The 14286-nt window shown below is 61.9% G+C and carries 11 protein-coding genes; 3 read left to right on the plus strand and 8 right to left on the minus strand.

The window, feature by feature from the left end; genetic code table 11:
- Positions 1-18: 18 nt before the first annotated feature.
- The 7 genes from KFO72_RS31240 to KFO72_RS31270 form a co-directional block, all read right to left on the minus strand.
- Positions 19-771, minus strand: a complete 753-nt coding sequence (locus tag KFO72_RS31240) for a peptidylprolyl isomerase (RefSeq protein WP_054933638.1) — start codon at positions 769-771, stop codon at positions 19-21.
- Positions 772-862: 91 nt separating this feature from the next.
- Positions 863-2236 (minus strand): HlyD family efflux transporter periplasmic adaptor subunit, encoded by a 1374-nt coding sequence (locus KFO72_RS31245; RefSeq protein ID WP_054933651.1) that lies wholly within the window; start codon positions 2234-2236, stop codon positions 863-865.
- A complete protein-coding gene (locus KFO72_RS31250; RefSeq protein WP_225033736.1) occupies positions 2214-4778 on the minus strand; it encodes an FHA domain-containing protein in 2565 nt (854 codons plus the stop codon). The genes KFO72_RS31245 and KFO72_RS31250 overlap by 23 nt, the downstream gene beginning before the upstream one ends.
- A gap of 273 nt (positions 4779-5051) precedes the next feature.
- Positions 5052-6482 (minus strand): efflux transporter outer membrane subunit, encoded by a 1431-nt coding sequence (locus KFO72_RS31255; protein WP_107201345.1) that lies wholly within the window; start codon positions 6480-6482, stop codon positions 5052-5054.
- Between the two features lie 263 nt (positions 6483-6745).
- Positions 6746-7009, minus strand: coding sequence for a hypothetical protein (locus KFO72_RS31260; RefSeq protein WP_054933635.1), 264 nt, complete (start codon positions 7007-7009; stop codon positions 6746-6748).
- Between the two features lie 293 nt (positions 7010-7302).
- Positions 7303-7740, minus strand: coding sequence for a DUF4399 domain-containing protein (locus KFO72_RS31265; protein ID WP_054933634.1), 438 nt, complete (start codon positions 7738-7740; stop codon positions 7303-7305).
- A 68-nt stretch (positions 7741-7808) separates the two neighbouring features.
- Entirely contained in the window at positions 7809-8234 is a 426-nt protein-coding gene (locus tag KFO72_RS31270) for a DUF4399 domain-containing protein (RefSeq protein WP_007733396.1), read from the minus strand.
- 250 nt (positions 8235-8484) lie between these two features.
- On the opposite strand from KFO72_RS31270, the gene KFO72_RS31275 reads away from it, so the two are divergent.
- Positions 8485-10377: an SUMF1/EgtB/PvdO family nonheme iron enzyme gene (locus KFO72_RS31275; RefSeq protein WP_225033737.1), complete on the plus strand. Its 1893-nt coding sequence runs from the start codon at positions 8485-8487 to the stop codon at positions 10375-10377.
- 40 nt (positions 10378-10417) lie between these two features.
- Here KFO72_RS31275 and KFO72_RS31280 read toward each other — a convergent pair whose 3' ends face one another.
- Positions 10418-12562: a serine/threonine protein kinase gene (locus tag KFO72_RS31280; protein ID WP_062917093.1), complete on the minus strand. Its 2145-nt coding sequence runs from the start codon at positions 12560-12562 to the stop codon at positions 10418-10420.
- A gap of 653 nt (positions 12563-13215) precedes the next feature.
- On the opposite strand from KFO72_RS31280, the gene KFO72_RS31285 reads away from it, so the two are divergent.
- On the plus strand, positions 13216-13440 hold the full coding sequence (locus tag KFO72_RS31285) for a hypothetical protein (RefSeq protein WP_054933630.1): 225 nt from the start codon (positions 13216-13218) through the stop codon (positions 13438-13440).
- Positions 13441-14075: 635 nt separating this feature from the next.
- Positions 14076-14286 (plus strand): hypothetical protein (locus KFO72_RS31290; protein ID WP_225033738.1); only part of this gene is annotated, 211 nt, incomplete at its 3' end.

A 14286-nucleotide genomic window follows, 5' to 3' on the forward strand; every position in this document is an offset into this window, starting at 1 on the left:
GGCAGCAGCGCGCGTCGATCAGAGCGCTTCGATAATGTGTTCCTGCGCGCGCGTCATCAGCCATTGCTCTCGCAACAGCCGCTTGATTTCCGACGCGACGTCCTCGTCGAGTTGAGCCGGATACTTCGCCGTCACCGCAAAGATCTCAAAGCACGAGCGGTCCAGCGAGGCAAACGGTCCAAGCAGATCGCCCACTGCTGCGTTGAAAATCTTCGCCTCGATATCGGGCTTCAGGGACCCGCGCAGTACTTTTCCGATCACGCCGCCCGAGTCTTTCGTATCGGCAATCGAATGCTCGCGCGCCATTTCCGCGAACGCGTCAGGATCGTCGCGCAGGTACGAGATCATTTCCTTCGCCTTGCCTTCGTCGTCGAGCAGAATGTGGCTGACCTCGATGGCATCGAACTTCGGCGAATTCATCGAAAAGTACTCTTCGATCTCGGCTTCGCTACCCACCTTGTCGAGCATCTTTTCCTGATACAGGCTGTCGGTGATGAACGTCTCGAACTCGTCGAGACCGACTCTCAGCGTGTCGAGATACTGGTTCATGTCCGCCGCGCGATGCAGCCCGCGCACGCGCCGGAACTGGTCGGCGCGCTCCTGTATCTCGTCGGCGCTCACGGTCACGCCGTGCTTCTTCGCGGCGTGCACGGTCAGCTTGTCGCGCACCATCTGCTCGATCAGGCTTTCGAACTGGCCCGTGAGTTTCAGTAGACGTATGAATTCGCCGACATCCACGACTTCATCATCGATTCGTACGATCGCGGTCATCTCGTCCGCTCCTCTAGTGACGGCCCGAACGAACGGGCGGCTGGCGGTTTTACTTTCGGCTACGCTTGCGTTGCAATGAGTGCTTTTGAAGCTATCCGGCCAGTTGCCTGAACGGGTCCAGCCCAAGATCGATCAGCCGCCGCTCGCGCACGACGATTTCGGCGCTCGCCGTCATGCCGTACCGCAGCGGATAGCGGTTTTCCGCGATCTGGTAATAATTCCTGTCGAGCTGGACGCGGCCTTCATAGACAGGCTGCTTGTCCTGCGCCGATGGCTTGGTTGCCGGCGAGATGTACGCGAGCGTGCCGTTGATCAGCCCATACCGCTGATACGGAAACGCATTGAATTTCATCTTGACGGTCATGCCTTCGTGCAGGAACGCGCGGTCGCGCTCGGCAATTTCGATCTTCAGCACCGGGCGCGCGTCCTTCGGCGCGATACCGCCGAGCGGCGCATTCGCCTGGATCTTGTCGCCCGTTTGCGTCGACGTCACGTCGGTAATCACGCCCGAAGCCGGCGCGAGTATCAGCAGAAAGTTGTCCTTGTCGATGTTCTCGAAGCGGATGCGCGCGGCCGCGTCCGCGACGAGGCGCGCCGTCTGCAATTGCAGGCGCAGTTTCTCTTCGGTGCTGGTGATGTCGCGGATCAGATCGTCGTATTCGAGCTGCAGCTTCGTCGACTGCTGGCCGCTCGTTTCGAGCTGCGCGTTGGCCTCGGCGTATTCGTGACTCAGTTTGAAATCGAGTTCAGCGAGCCGCGATTGCGCGACGCGGTACGCGTTTTCCGCCTCCAGAGCGGTGTTGCGCTTCGCCTCGACCTGCAGTTCGGCGACGCCCCCGCCGCCGGGCTGCGCGAACAGGCGCGCGTACTTGTCCGCTTCCTGACGCGCCGCGTCGCGCGCGCGGCGCGCATTGTCGAGCGTGCTGCGCGCTTCTTCGAGTTGCGCTTTCTGGCCTTCCGCAAGCTTGGTCGTACCTTCCGAAATGCGGTTCTCGTGCAGGCGCTCTTCCACTTCGATTTGATCCTTGAGCGCAGTCGCCTTGCGCTCCATCAATTCCTTCTTCTGCGGAAACTCTTTCCATTCGCGCTCGGCGTCGTCGAGCTTCAGTTGTGCCTGCAGCGCATTGGTTGCCGCTTCGATGGCGCCGCGCGCATTGAGCCGCGCGAGCACATCACCCTTCGATACGGGTTGCCCTTCGGCGATATAGAGATCAGTGAGTTCGCCGTCGATCGGCGCATAAATGCGCCGCACATCCGATTCCGGCGCGAGCGTGCCTTGCGCCGTGACGATCACGTCGGCGCGCCCGAAGAACGACCACATCAGCCCGGCGACAACCAGCGCGACCATGGTCAGCACGAGCGCCTGCGCGATGCGCACGGGTTCCGCCGTGAGAATCGCAACGCCTTCGGCGCTGTGATCTTCGAGCGCCTCATAAAGCGGCTTAGGGTGATTGTCGCGCTTCACTTTCGTCACTGCCTCCAATCAACGCAAGCTTCGATTTCAGCAAGCCGGGTTCGAGCACCATCCGCAATTCCTGCAGCGAGCGGCGCTGCAATTGCGTCTCCGCTTCGATGTCTTCGAGCAACTGATCCGAGCCTGCCGGATGCGGCGCCTTCAGTTGCGTATACACGCGCATGCCCTGTTGCGCCGCCGTATTCGCGCCCGACAGCAGCAGCGCCTGGCTGCGGAAGCCGCCGGAGATGCCGGATTCCAGACGCTGCGTGCCGCCGATCGAACCATTCGCTCGATACTGACGCCACAATCCCTGGGCGCGATCGATCTGATCTTGCGCGCGCGCCAGCGCCTTGTCGCGCAGTGCATTGACGTCGCCCTGAACGGACCGCACGAAGTACACGTCTTCGACGGGATCGAGACTGGCGTAAAACGACAGCAGTTTGTCGTCGCGATCCCCCGCACCACGGCTTTTCTGCAAATCGGCGAACTGGTCGAGCAACGCTTTCTTGTGTGCGAACTCCGCTGCGATCACATCGGACCAGGGGCCAGCGGGAATTGCCTGCAAGCCGGCCAGCGCCTGCTGGCTATCACCGCTTTGCCATGCGGCGCTCGCCGCGTCGTGCCTGGTCACGACGTCCGCCGAAGGCAAGCGGCTCGCACTCAATTGCGCATATTGCGACCTGAACGGCGGTGTGTTGAAGCGCGCCTTTTTCATCAATGCGAGCAGGGGAACGAGGCGCCGTGCCGTCATTTCCTTGAAGATGTCCGTGTACTGGCGCAAGTCGCTACGCAGCGCATCCAGCCCGGCGAGCCGTGGATAGCGTTGTGCGTAATCGTCCAGCACGGCGGGCAGCGCATCGGGCTTGTCGCGCCCCAGCTCCGTCGCGATGGTCGAGTTAAGCCGGTCGATTGCCGCGAGGTACACGGAGTCGTCGCTTTGAAGCTTGCGCAGATGGCTCATCGCCTGCGCATACGGCTCGGTGAATTCAGGCACGTACGACGCAATGCGGTCCAGAATCCGCTGATGTCCCTTTGCATCGTCCTCCCAACGCTTGAGCAGATTGCCGATACGGTCCTCGTCGCTATAGATGCGAATCGGCGCATCCGGGCCACCGCGTCCGACGACAAAACGCTCCAGGTCTCCAACCCAATTCAACTGATCGATCAACGCGAGCGCATCGGGATTGTTGTGGCTCGTCGTGCGCATGCCTTCGATCAACGCGGCGGCACGATCGAACTGTTTCCCCTGCAAAGCCGAGAGCCATCCGGGCACACGCGCTTTCATCAGCGCTTCGCTGGCCAGCGCGCGGATTGCGTCGCTCGCGGGGTGGCGCTGTAGCGACGACGTGGCAACATCCGCCGCCGCTTCGTATTCTCCCGCCGCGAGCAGGCTCTTGATATCGCGTTCCGCCGCGCCGCGCATGTACAGCGTGACGGCCAGTCCCGTCACGACCACCAGCACCGCCAGCCCGCCCCAGCCGATACGCCGCATCGTCGTGCGGTCGCCTGCCGCGAAGGTGCGCGTCAGTTCGCGCATCAACAGTTGCCAGCGGCGGCGCGGACGGCGTGGTTGGGCTTCCGTCCCTTCGTCCGGTGTCAAGGGCGGTGCATTTTCATTCACCTCGTCTTCGCGCTGCAATGCGCGATCGACGCAGAAGATGTCGAGAAACGAATGGGCCGCGCCGACAAAGGTGGTCTTGTCGGGATCTTCCGCGGGCATCGCCGCCACGGGCGCAGCAGCCACGGGCGCAGCGGGCACAGGCGCTGCGGGAACGCCCAGTTCGGCGGCGGGCGGCACCATTTGAGTCACGGTAGGCTCGATTTCGAACGACTTTTGCAGCGCTACCTGATAGACGAAATGATCGCCGCCGAATCCAACGGTATCGCCGTCTTGCAACGCGACAGCCGATTCGCCGAGACGCTTGTGATTGAGAAACGTGCCGTTCGTGCTGCCGAGATCTTCGATCCACGGTTCGCCGCCCTTCATGAAGATATGAGCGTGGCGCCGGGAAATGTAATTGACCTGATGCGGATAGCGGTCCTTGTAGCGCGAGAACAGTTCGTCCGTCTTGCTGACGAGAAACGGAAATGCAATGAGGTCGATGGGTTCGAGCCCCAGATCCGTACGCTCGGGCTTGAGCGTAATCGTCAGATGCTGCACGCCGCGTGCGGAAGCCGAGCTGAACGGACGCGGCTCGATCGCGACGCGATATGTCAGATCACCGCCGAAGCACACTTCATCTCCCGCCCGCACCCGCGACGGCGTCATCCGCACGGCGACGCCGTTGACCGTCGTGCCGTTCTTGCTGTCGAGATCCGCCACATACACCGCACCATGCTCGCTAAAGATGCGCGCATGACGCCGCGAAAGTTTGATGACCCGGTCGCGCGGATAGTCGGCAAACGGCGCCTCGCTGCGGCCGATCGCAAACAGATCGTCGACGATGCGAATGGGGCCGAGAGAAGGATGCGAGACGGGCAGCAGCAGGACATCGAACTCCTTGTCCAGAGCCGCCCGCATCTCAGCAATCGGAGCTTCGCCGGGATTCATCTCTTTGCATCACTAAGCGTGGATACGAACGGAGCGTTCGACAGACGCGGCGATCAGGACACAGTCGACGCAGCCGTCATGCTGACCATATGAGCGGCTAATCAGGAATTTTAAGTCACGCATGGTGTTAGTCAATTATGGGTACGGCTAATGCGGTCTATATTCAGGCAACGGTTTTCACAGACGTCGTTTTAAGAACCGTGCCAGCTTTTCCTCTGTTCGCGTGCGTCACGCTCGCGTTACGCTCGCGCACTGCCGCTTCATTGCCCGACCTCATTGCTTTACTTGTGTCTGCACATCGACGGCCGGCCAGCCGCCGCCTAGCGCCTTGTAAAGCAGTACCGTGTCCGACAGTATTTGCTGGTGATTCGTCAGCAGATCGAGTTGCGCCTGGAGCAGCGTGCGCTCCGTTTCGAACACATCCAGCTGCGAAATCATGCCCTCGCGCAACTGCGACTGAATTTGCGCGTTGACGACGCTCAGCCGCTCCACTTCCTGTTGCAATTCGACGCGCTGCTTCTTGTGCGAGTCGAGATTGACGAGTGCGTTTTCCACTTCCTCGAATGCGCCCATCACGGTTTGCCGGTACTGCTGTTCGGCGACGGTGGTTTGCGCCTCGGTGGTCTTGACGTGCGCCCGCACGCCGGGATCGAGCAGCGGAATATTGATGCTCGGCATGAAGCCGAACGTGAACGACTTCAGCAGATCGGACAGTGCAAAGCTCGCGGTGCCGCCATGGCCCGTCAGGCTGATGGTGGGCAATTGCGCCAGCTTGGCTTCGCCGACCAGGTTATACGCTTCGAGCACGCGCAATTCCGATGCGACGATATCGGGCCGGCGCGACAGCAGTTGCGAAGGCAGCCCGCCCGGCACGGGCGGCTGTTGCACGCGCTGCTGCAAATGGCCGACGGGCACGGCGAATTCACCGGCGGGCACGCCGATCAGCGTGCACAGCGCGTTGTTCGCAATGTTCCGCGAGCGGCGCAGATCGAGCAGATCCTTGGTTAGACGATTGACCTCCGCCTGTTGACGCATCACCTGCGTCTTCGGCACCAGGCCGTTACGGCTCATGCCGTCCAGGATCGAGAGAATCTTCTTGTTCTCCTCGACCATTTTTTGTTGCGCGTCGATCTGGTCGTCGAACTGGAGAATCTGGAAGTATGTGGTTGCCACGTTAGACACCAGTTCCAGATAACCCGCGCGCCAGTCGGCTTCCGTCGCGCGAAACTCGGCCTTTTGCGCCTGCACGCCCTTCTCTACCTTGCCCCAGATGTCGATGTCCCAGTTCACCTGGGCGGCTACGTTGTACTGTCGTGTGAACGGCTGCCCCGTGGTCTTCTGGAAATTCGCGCCTGCGCCGAGATCGGCCGTCGGCAATGCACCCGCCTTCGCCTCGCCGATCTGCGCGCCCGCTACGTCGATACGCGCGGCGAGCACCTTGATGTCGAAGTTGCCTTCGATCGCTTTCGCGATCAGCGTATTCAGATACGGGTCCTGGAAGCCCTTCCACCAGTCGGGCACGATGGTGTCGGCAGGTGAAACGAGCGAGCCCGTCTTGTCGGACCACGAGGCCTTGGCAGGCGTATCGGGGCGCTTGTAATCGGCCATGTGTACGTCGACGCAACCCGCCAGCATGGCGGTGCAAACAGCAGCGGCAGAGATGGCGCGAGCGACGGCGACGAACGAATCAGGCAACGCAGACACGATATTCTCCGATCATTCCCGGGTGACCTGCACGTGCAGAGCGCGCCTTTAAAGTAAAGCACGTCCAGCGCGGCATCTCTATCGATGTCGGCGGATTTCGTTCGGCGTGGAGTGCGTGCGGTCGCGCGGCGGTCGTGTGGACAGGACGAATGGCTTCTGAATCTTTTTGACGATGCACGGTGAAGCAAACTTCTCAGCCGGCTTCGGGATTTCCCCGGAATCCGCGGAGGCCGGTCCAGACCTCCGCGGGCATCGCCGTTCGCTTAGCGCACGGAGACGCTGTTGTTGGCCAGCATCGTCGGCGTGATCGTCGTGGTCAGGCCCGACGCGAGCGCGTTGCCGCCGCTCACATTGCTGATGTTCAATTGCTGCTGGATCATTTGCTGCACATCGCCGATCTTCTTGCTGAAGTCGAAATTGAAGTCAGGAAAATGCGGATCGGCAACAAAGCCGCCGCGAACAGCCTTCATGGTCTTTCCGTCGAGTTCCTGGGCAACGGACAGGTCTTTGATCATCAGTGCGCTCATGACAGTTCTCCTAAGAGGCAAGCGAAGCTTTGCCAGGGTCTTTCGGGTTGGGTTCAAGCATCTTGTCTGCTCGGACCTGACAACGCATAGGCCGTGCCAATTGCACTGCCAGCGCCGCGAAAAACCTGCAAAGCCTTGCTGCCATTGGGCTATGTATCAGAGCGATGTAGCGCAGACGAATTCGAGGCGCGGCGATCGCGTCTCATGGTGCCGCTGAACGGCCAACATTCGACTGAAAACTGTTGGTTCGAAAAAGACAGAACAGGCATGGAACATTGAGTACGCCCGTTCGCTCACTTCGCGATCACCGTGATCTTTTTCGAATAGACGGGCGGATTGTGCGGAATGTGATTTTCGTCGCCCATCAGCAACTGAAGCGTGTGCTTGCCGGGCGGCAAGGTGACCATCGTTTCCGTTTCTCCCGCGCCGAAATGCAAATGCTGGCGGTCGGAAGGAATCTCCTGATCCGCCGGCGGCAGATCGGTGTCGATCAGCAGATGATGATGGCCCGTGTTCGGGTACTTCACGCCTTTGGGCGCGACGCCCATATAGCGCAAGCCGAACCAGACGCGGAACGGCTTGTTGGCGGGCACGACCTGTCCGTCGTTCGGATAGCCGATGTACGCGTAGGCATCCTTGGGCGCAGGCGTCGGCCCGGCGAATGCGACGTTCATCGAAGCGAGGGCGGTGAGGGCGGCGAGTGCCGCAGCGGCAACAACGATCCTGATCATGGCTGATGCTCTCCGTCTTGCGTCGTGCGTCTGGTGCGCCCTTGCGCCGGCGCAACGCTCGCGCGTGCTCACTTCACGATGATGGTGATCTTCTTCGAATAGACGGGCGGATTATGCGGCACATGGTTGTAGTCGCCGAGCAGCAATTGCAGCGTGTGCTTGCCGGGCGGCAGCTCGATGCGCGCATCCGTTTCGCCTGCGCCAAAATGCAGGTGATTCCGGTCAGAGGGAATTTCCTGATCCATCGACGGCAGATCCGTGTCGATCAGCAGATGGTGATGCCCCGTGTTCGGAACATTGACGCCCTTAGGGCAGACACCCATGTTGCGCAAGCCCATTCGCACCCAGAGCTTGCCGCCTGTGATCACGGTGCCGTCCGCCGGCCAGATAATGTAGACCTCGGCGCCAGGCGGGGCAGGCGTCGGTCCAGCGAACACCTGCGCGGAAGCCAGAAAGAGCGCGCCGATAGCCGCGAGCCTTATTCTTCTTTGCATTGCGCATTCTCCCAGGGAGGGTCAGTGCTGCTTGCTTCCGTTTTAGCTTAGGACGTAACTTGTTAAAAAGAAACGCCATGCTCGTTAACCTTCTGACGTTCTAACTGCGTGCTATCGTTTGTGAAGGTGGTCCAGGTAAATACGTTACGCGGGCATCGGGCGGCATGGCGGGCAGCGACTGTCCTGCTCGAGCCGGTTCGTCCGATGGCGAGGTTCTATCGAGAACGTCCAGAACAACCAGGATCTGAATATGTGGCGAAAACTCCTGCTGGTATGCATGATCGGGGTATTCCAGATGCGAGAAGGCGACGCTCGACCGATGCCGCGCGGCGCGAGCGATGTCACTTCTCAAGCCGCCGCGAATAGTCGCTTTGCGCTCGCGGCGCAAGCGGCTGATCGCAAGGTCGCGCTCGTAATCGGCAACGCCAGCTATCCGGCCGGCTCGCTTCCCAATGCCGCGCGCGATGCGCAAAGCGTCGCCGGGTTGTTGCGCGCGCAAGGCTTCGATGTCGTCCTGCGCACCGATGTAACCGCGCCGCAAATGCGCGATGCGCTTGCCGAATTCGGCCGCCGCCTGCGGCCTGGCGGCACGGCGCTGTTCTATTTCGCAGGCCACGGTCTGCAGGCGGGACGCACCACGTTGCTCGCTTCCGCCGGTGCCGATCCGCGTGCGCCTGCTTCCTTGATGACGACGAGCATCGATCTGTCGAATGTGCTCGACACGCTCGCGGCGCCGCGCAAGAACGCGCTCAATCTCGTCGTGCTGGACGCATGCCAGACGCAACCGTTCGAAGCGGTCCGCCTCGCGATGCCGTTGCCTCCGCAAACATTGATTGCCTACGCGACGACGCAAGGCGCGCAAGCCGCCGACGGCACCCGTCACGGCATTTTCACGGGTGCATGGCTGCGCGAGATGCACCGCGCGCCCGACGCGCCCGTCGACTCGATGTTCGATCGTGTCGCACGACAAGTCGCTGAAGAGACGCATGGCGCGCAAAGACCGTGGCGTTCGTCGTCAATGACGGAGCCGGTACGGCTTTTCGCTTCGCATCATGTGTCTGAGCATAGGGATGAGGAGCCGAACGCAGTCGTCGCATTGAATAGCCGTGGCATTCTGCCGAAGGACAGCAACGAGCAATACGAGCTGACGTTCTGGGAATCGATCAAGGACAGCAACTACGCGAGCGATTACGAGGCGTATTTAAAGGCGTATCCGAACGGCCGCTTTGCGGCGCTCGCGAAGGCCAGGATCGACAGGCTCAAGGCTTCCGGGCAAACAGCGCCGCCAGCAGCGCCGTCGCGCCCGGCCGCTGCTGCAGCGCCTGCGCCACAACCGGCACCGACACCGGCACCTGCGCCGAAAGCCGCCGCCCCTGCCCCTGCCCCTGCCCCTGCCCCCGCGCCCGCGCCCGCACGTGCCGCGACCGCCGGCGGCGAGAGCAAGGACTGCGCGGCCTGTCCCGCGATGGTTTCACTGCCCGCAGGCTCGTTCATGATGGGCAGCAATGCCGACCCCTCCGAAAAACCGCCGCATCACGTGACCATTGCAGCGCCGTTTGCGATCGGCAAATACGAGGTGACAGTCGAGCAATGGAACGCATGCGCGGACGTCAACGGATGCCCGAAGCTATCGCCCGAAAATAATTCGGTGAAGAATGCGCCCGCGCGCGATCTGAGTTGGGACGATGCGCAGGCATACGTGAAGTGGCTGAGCAAAGTCACGGGCAAACCGTATCGGCTGCCTACGGAAGCCGAATGGGAATATGCCGTCCGCGCGGGCACCACGACCAAATACTGGTGGGGCGAGCAGATGCGCAAAGGCATGGCGAACTGCAAGGACTGTGGCGATCCGTATCACAAGGAAGCGCCCGAGGCCGTCGGAACCTTCGCGGCGAACCCGAACGGCTTGCACGACATGAACGGCAGCGTCTGGGAATGGGTCAGCGACTGCTGGCATAACTCGTACCAGGGCGCGCCCAACGACGGCCGCGCGTGGGACGCGCCCGCCTGCAACATGCGCGTGATTCGCGGCGGCTCATGGCGGGAAGGCAACGACTACATGCTCAGCTCGACGCGCTTCAAGTACAGCCAGAGCGTACGCCAGTCGCAAGACGGCTTTCGCGTGGTGAAGGAACTCAAGTGACCTGAGATGCCGCAAAGCGCACGACCGCTAACACCCGCCCTCAACGCGCGCGTGCCTTGCTCGTGATCTGCGCGAAGTCCGCGACGATATGGTCTTGCCCGTATTTGGCGGCAAGCTGCTTGAGCCTCGTATCGAGCGCGCGCAGATAGTCCGCGCGCGACTCGCTCTCGGGCCGCGGCGCATCGAAGAGCGGCGCCGGCGTGATCAGCAGGACAACCAGTTCCTGACCGAACGGCTTCGAGACAATCCAGTCCCCGCCGCTGCCGATGGTCGCCGAGTAATGCGCGGGTGCCTGGTTATCTTTCGCGCGCGGCCCCGGCACCATGTGCACGACGCTGCCGTCCAGCACGTAGTAGTCGATGTTCACATACGAGTCGTAGCCCGGCGTACGCACGTCGACGACGAGAGGATCGCCCTCCGTCAGCACGCCGTTCGGCATGCGCGCCGTCAGCGACGCGATATGCCCCGCCTGCCAGTTGCGCGTCCAGTACGAGCCGAGTTCCTTCAGCACCTCGCATTTGTCGCTGCTCACGTGCTGCACGTCGACTTTGGTCGACGCCACCCCGGGCAATGCCGCAAGACGCTCGTTGACCTGCGCCTCGCCATGTTGCGGCACGAATCCGCGCACCTTTACCGCGCGTTCCTGAATCGAAGCGGCAAGCGCCGAGCATGGCAATGTCGCGAGTGCCGAGGTGACGGCCGCGAGCGTTGGCGGGGCCGCTGTGACGGGCGCTGACGGCGCGGATGCAGCGGCGGGCACGGATGGGGTGACAGGCGTGATGGGCTGAACGGGCTGAACGGGCAAAGTGGCGCTCGCGGAAGGGCGCGCGCTGCCTGCATCGGACGCCTGGCTCACCTGTAGCGCCGCATTCTCCTGCTCCAGAGTCCGCGAAGCGCGATAGAAGTACAGCGCGCCGCCTGCCGCGCAAGCGAGCGCGAGTCCCGCAACGCCCGACTTCACCAGCATGCCGGTGCGATCGACATTCCGCCCTGACGAATTCGAAGCCGACGGCCGCTCCTGCGCGCCGAACTCTTCGACGAAGCGCGACACCGTCGGCGTGCGCGACTTGCGGTCGAAGGCGAGCGTCGCACGTAATGCGCGCCATTGACGGTTGCTCAGATTCTCGGGCCGCTGCGGTTGCCGGTTCGACGCGCGCGCCTGCGTCGCCGACTGACGGTCGAACGGGTGACGGCCCGTCAAAAGCTCGTACGTGATGCAGCCTAGTGCGTAGATGTCGTCGCGCGGATCGGGTTCGAGATGCTCGAGCATTTCGGGGCTGGCATAGGCGGGCGTCAGCGCGCCGAGGCTGCCGGGATCGAACACGGTGGCGTCGCTTTCTTCTTCGGGGCGCTGAAAGACGCGCGCGATGCCGAAGTCGATCACCTTCACTTCACCCGTATCGGTCAGAAACACGTTGGCGGGCTTGAAGTCGCAATGCACGAAGCCGCGCTCGTGCGCGTAGGCCAGCGCGCTCGACATGCCGCGTACGATCGGCAACGCCGATTGCACCGGCATGCCCTTGAAATCCTGCGTGCGCAGGATCTGGCTGAGCGGCTTGCCGGACAGGTATTCCATCGTCAGATAGACGATGGCGCCATCGCGGTCGAAATCGTAGACGGTGACGATATTGCGGTGCGCGAGGACCTGCGCCTTGCGCGCTTCACGCTGCAACGCAATCAGCGACTTCGGGTTGCCGCGGAACTGCGTGTTCAGCACCTTGATGGCGAGATACGGCTTGCGGTCCGACGCTTCGAGCTTGCGCAGATCGAGCGCCTTGTAGACCGTGCCCATGCCGCCGACGCCCAGACAGTCTTCGAGCACGAAGCGGTTGTTCAGCGTGTCGCCCGTACCCTTGACCTGATCGAGTCCGGAACCGGATGCACCTGCGTCGCCGCCCCGCGCGGGTTGCGGCGTGGGCGGCGGCTCGGCCACCGTTTGCATGCGCGTTTCCTCGCCGCCCGCCGCGGCAAGGTTCGATACGGGCATCTGTTCGATGCGGCGGCGCACTTCCGCGTAAAGGGCAGGAGGCAGCGGCTTCCTGACGTGCGCTTCGCCGAGTATTTCGAGCAGACGAGCCGAACCGACGCCTTCCGTTGTGAGCGTGCTGTCGAGTTGAGCGACGAACGCGTCCTGCGTGAGTGCGCCGCTCTGAAAGTCCCGAATCACGTGCGCAAGGCTAGCCATGTGTTCAAAGCGCCGCAGCTCCCGATGGTCTAAGGATTTCCCTGTCGTAACCAATTACATGTGCTCGTTCGATAGTAGCCCGCACCTATGCCTTTCGCAAACCAGGATTGGCCCGCGACGGCGGGTGCCGTGTTGCTCCTGGCCGCTTTGTTCGGTCTGAACAATGACTCGCCGTTCGGCACGCCGTCCGGCCCCGCTGTTCAGCCCCACCGTTCGGCGCATTTGGCGCGCAGCCTTATGTGTAAAGCCCCGGCGTTTTTTCCGCTGCGCCTGTTCGACTGGCACAGCCCATGCGTGATCCGGCCCGAGCGCACAAGATGCTCGGAGCTGATTCGAAATGCCCTGTTCGCGAGTCGTCGCGCCGTATTTCGGCAGCAGCAAGCCCGACTTCGACAACAGCAAGACGGTCGATGCCCGGCAGCTTGTAAACAAAGGCCGCAACTTGGGCAATGCGGCCGACAGGAACGAGGCGCTCGTTTGGACTCTACCGGAGATGAACTGCCTGCGCGTCGCAGTGTCCGCAATGCTCGGCAGCGCACACCGCATCGGGCGTGAATTACCTATACTGGTTGTTCGAGACATACGCGTGCCGTCATCGACCGAAGCGCATTCCCAACACGACAGCGTCACGCGACATTTCTTCTGGAACAGCCATGTCCAAGCTCGTCATCAAGGATCTCCCGGAAAGCGTGCAGCTCGATCGCGCAGCGATGACCGCCATCGTAGGCGGAGCGCGAACGGGAGGGCGTTTCTTCGGCGTCACCGCGCAGGCGCTGCCAGCGGCGACGCGCGTCGTCGATTATCCCGTGGGATTCCCGACGGCTGCTCGCCAGCCCGTCGACGAACGCATACCGCCGCAGAGTCTGTTGCGCAAATAGCGCTCGCCCCCGAGGCATTGCCAGTCCCTTCCTTCTCTTGACGTGCTGCACGCCGGACGGCTTGCGGCACGTGTTTGCGCGCGTCTGTTTGCCTGCCGACTTCTAGCCTTCTGTTTTATTCCGCCAACTTTCCGCGCTTTACGGTAGGCCTTTGCTAAGGGTTCTGCGTCCGGTCGATGGTCAACCGGTCGTATACGCGTGTACGTCGCCAGTTACTCCCAAGCGAGATCGTGCTCTTCATGGCACAACGTGCGATGTGCCCCAAAAGCGCATCCCATTCGATGAACGCACATTGACGGAAACCATCTCGGGTTCAGCAGCGGTGCGCTCAGGGCTCGCCGAGCAGGTGTGCCGCTCAAAAAGTACTCATGGAGAAAGCCGAATCGTGTGCTGTTCGGTTAAAGCCGACAGCTTCGCGATGATCTGTTTGCTGAGAGCAGACCTCCATTTCCCGGCTAAAAGCCCGAAAGCCCGCTTTTCAAAAGTACTCACGGAAGAATCACCTTTGATTTCATACGGTTAGCGTGTGATTCCAGCGTCCTTCGCCCCACTGGCACACCCTGTGCGTATGTAGCAGCGAGCGCAAACAAATCGTGCTCTTCCAACCCGAAACAACTGATCCAAGGAGATCGACCATGGCTTCGCTGACCATCAAAGACCTTTCGCATAACGAATCACTCTCCGTCGAAGCACTCGCCTCGGTGCGTGGCGGCAGCAACTACAACGTCGGCAACGTGAACGCCGCGTTCGGTGGCGGCTTCGCCAGCCCGGCCATCGTCGTGGCGCCCGTTACGCAGACCGACACGAAGGTCGTCATCCCGACCATCCAGAACTTCGGCGGCCTGC

Source organism: Paraburkholderia sp. XV (genome assembly GCF_020177535.1).
In the GTDB taxonomy this organism is placed as follows: Bacteria; Pseudomonadota; Gammaproteobacteria; order Burkholderiales; family Burkholderiaceae; genus Paraburkholderia; species Paraburkholderia caribensis.

What these genes read in the sequence shown, in the direction of transcription:
- KFO72_RS31240 (WP_054933638.1), bottom strand. Translation starts at nt 771, where the DNA reads ATGACCGCGATCGTACGAATCGATGATGAAGTCGTGGATGTCGGCGAA.
- KFO72_RS31250 (WP_225033736.1), bottom strand. Translation starts at nt 4,778, where the DNA reads ATGAATCCCGGCGAAGCTCCGATTGCTGAGATGCGGGCGGCTCTGGAC.
- KFO72_RS31260 (WP_054933635.1), bottom strand. Translation starts at nt 7,009, where the DNA reads ATGAGCGCACTGATGATCAAAGACCTGTCCGTTGCCCAGGAACTCGAC.
- KFO72_RS31265 (WP_054933634.1), bottom strand. Translation starts at nt 7,740, where the DNA reads ATGATCAGGATCGTTGTTGCCGCTGCGGCACTCGCCGCCCTCACCGCC.
- KFO72_RS31270 (WP_007733396.1), bottom strand. Translation starts at nt 8,234, where the DNA reads ATGCAAAGAAGAATAAGGCTCGCGGCTATCGGCGCGCTCTTTCTGGCT.
- KFO72_RS31275 (WP_225033737.1), top strand. Translation starts at nt 8,485, where the DNA reads ATGTGGCGAAAACTCCTGCTGGTATGCATGATCGGGGTATTCCAGATG.
- KFO72_RS31280 (WP_062917093.1), bottom strand. Translation starts at nt 12,562, where the DNA reads ATGGCTAGCCTTGCGCACGTGATTCGGGACTTTCAGAGCGGCGCACTC.
- KFO72_RS31285 (WP_054933630.1), top strand. Translation starts at nt 13,216, where the DNA reads ATGTCCAAGCTCGTCATCAAGGATCTCCCGGAAAGCGTGCAGCTCGAT.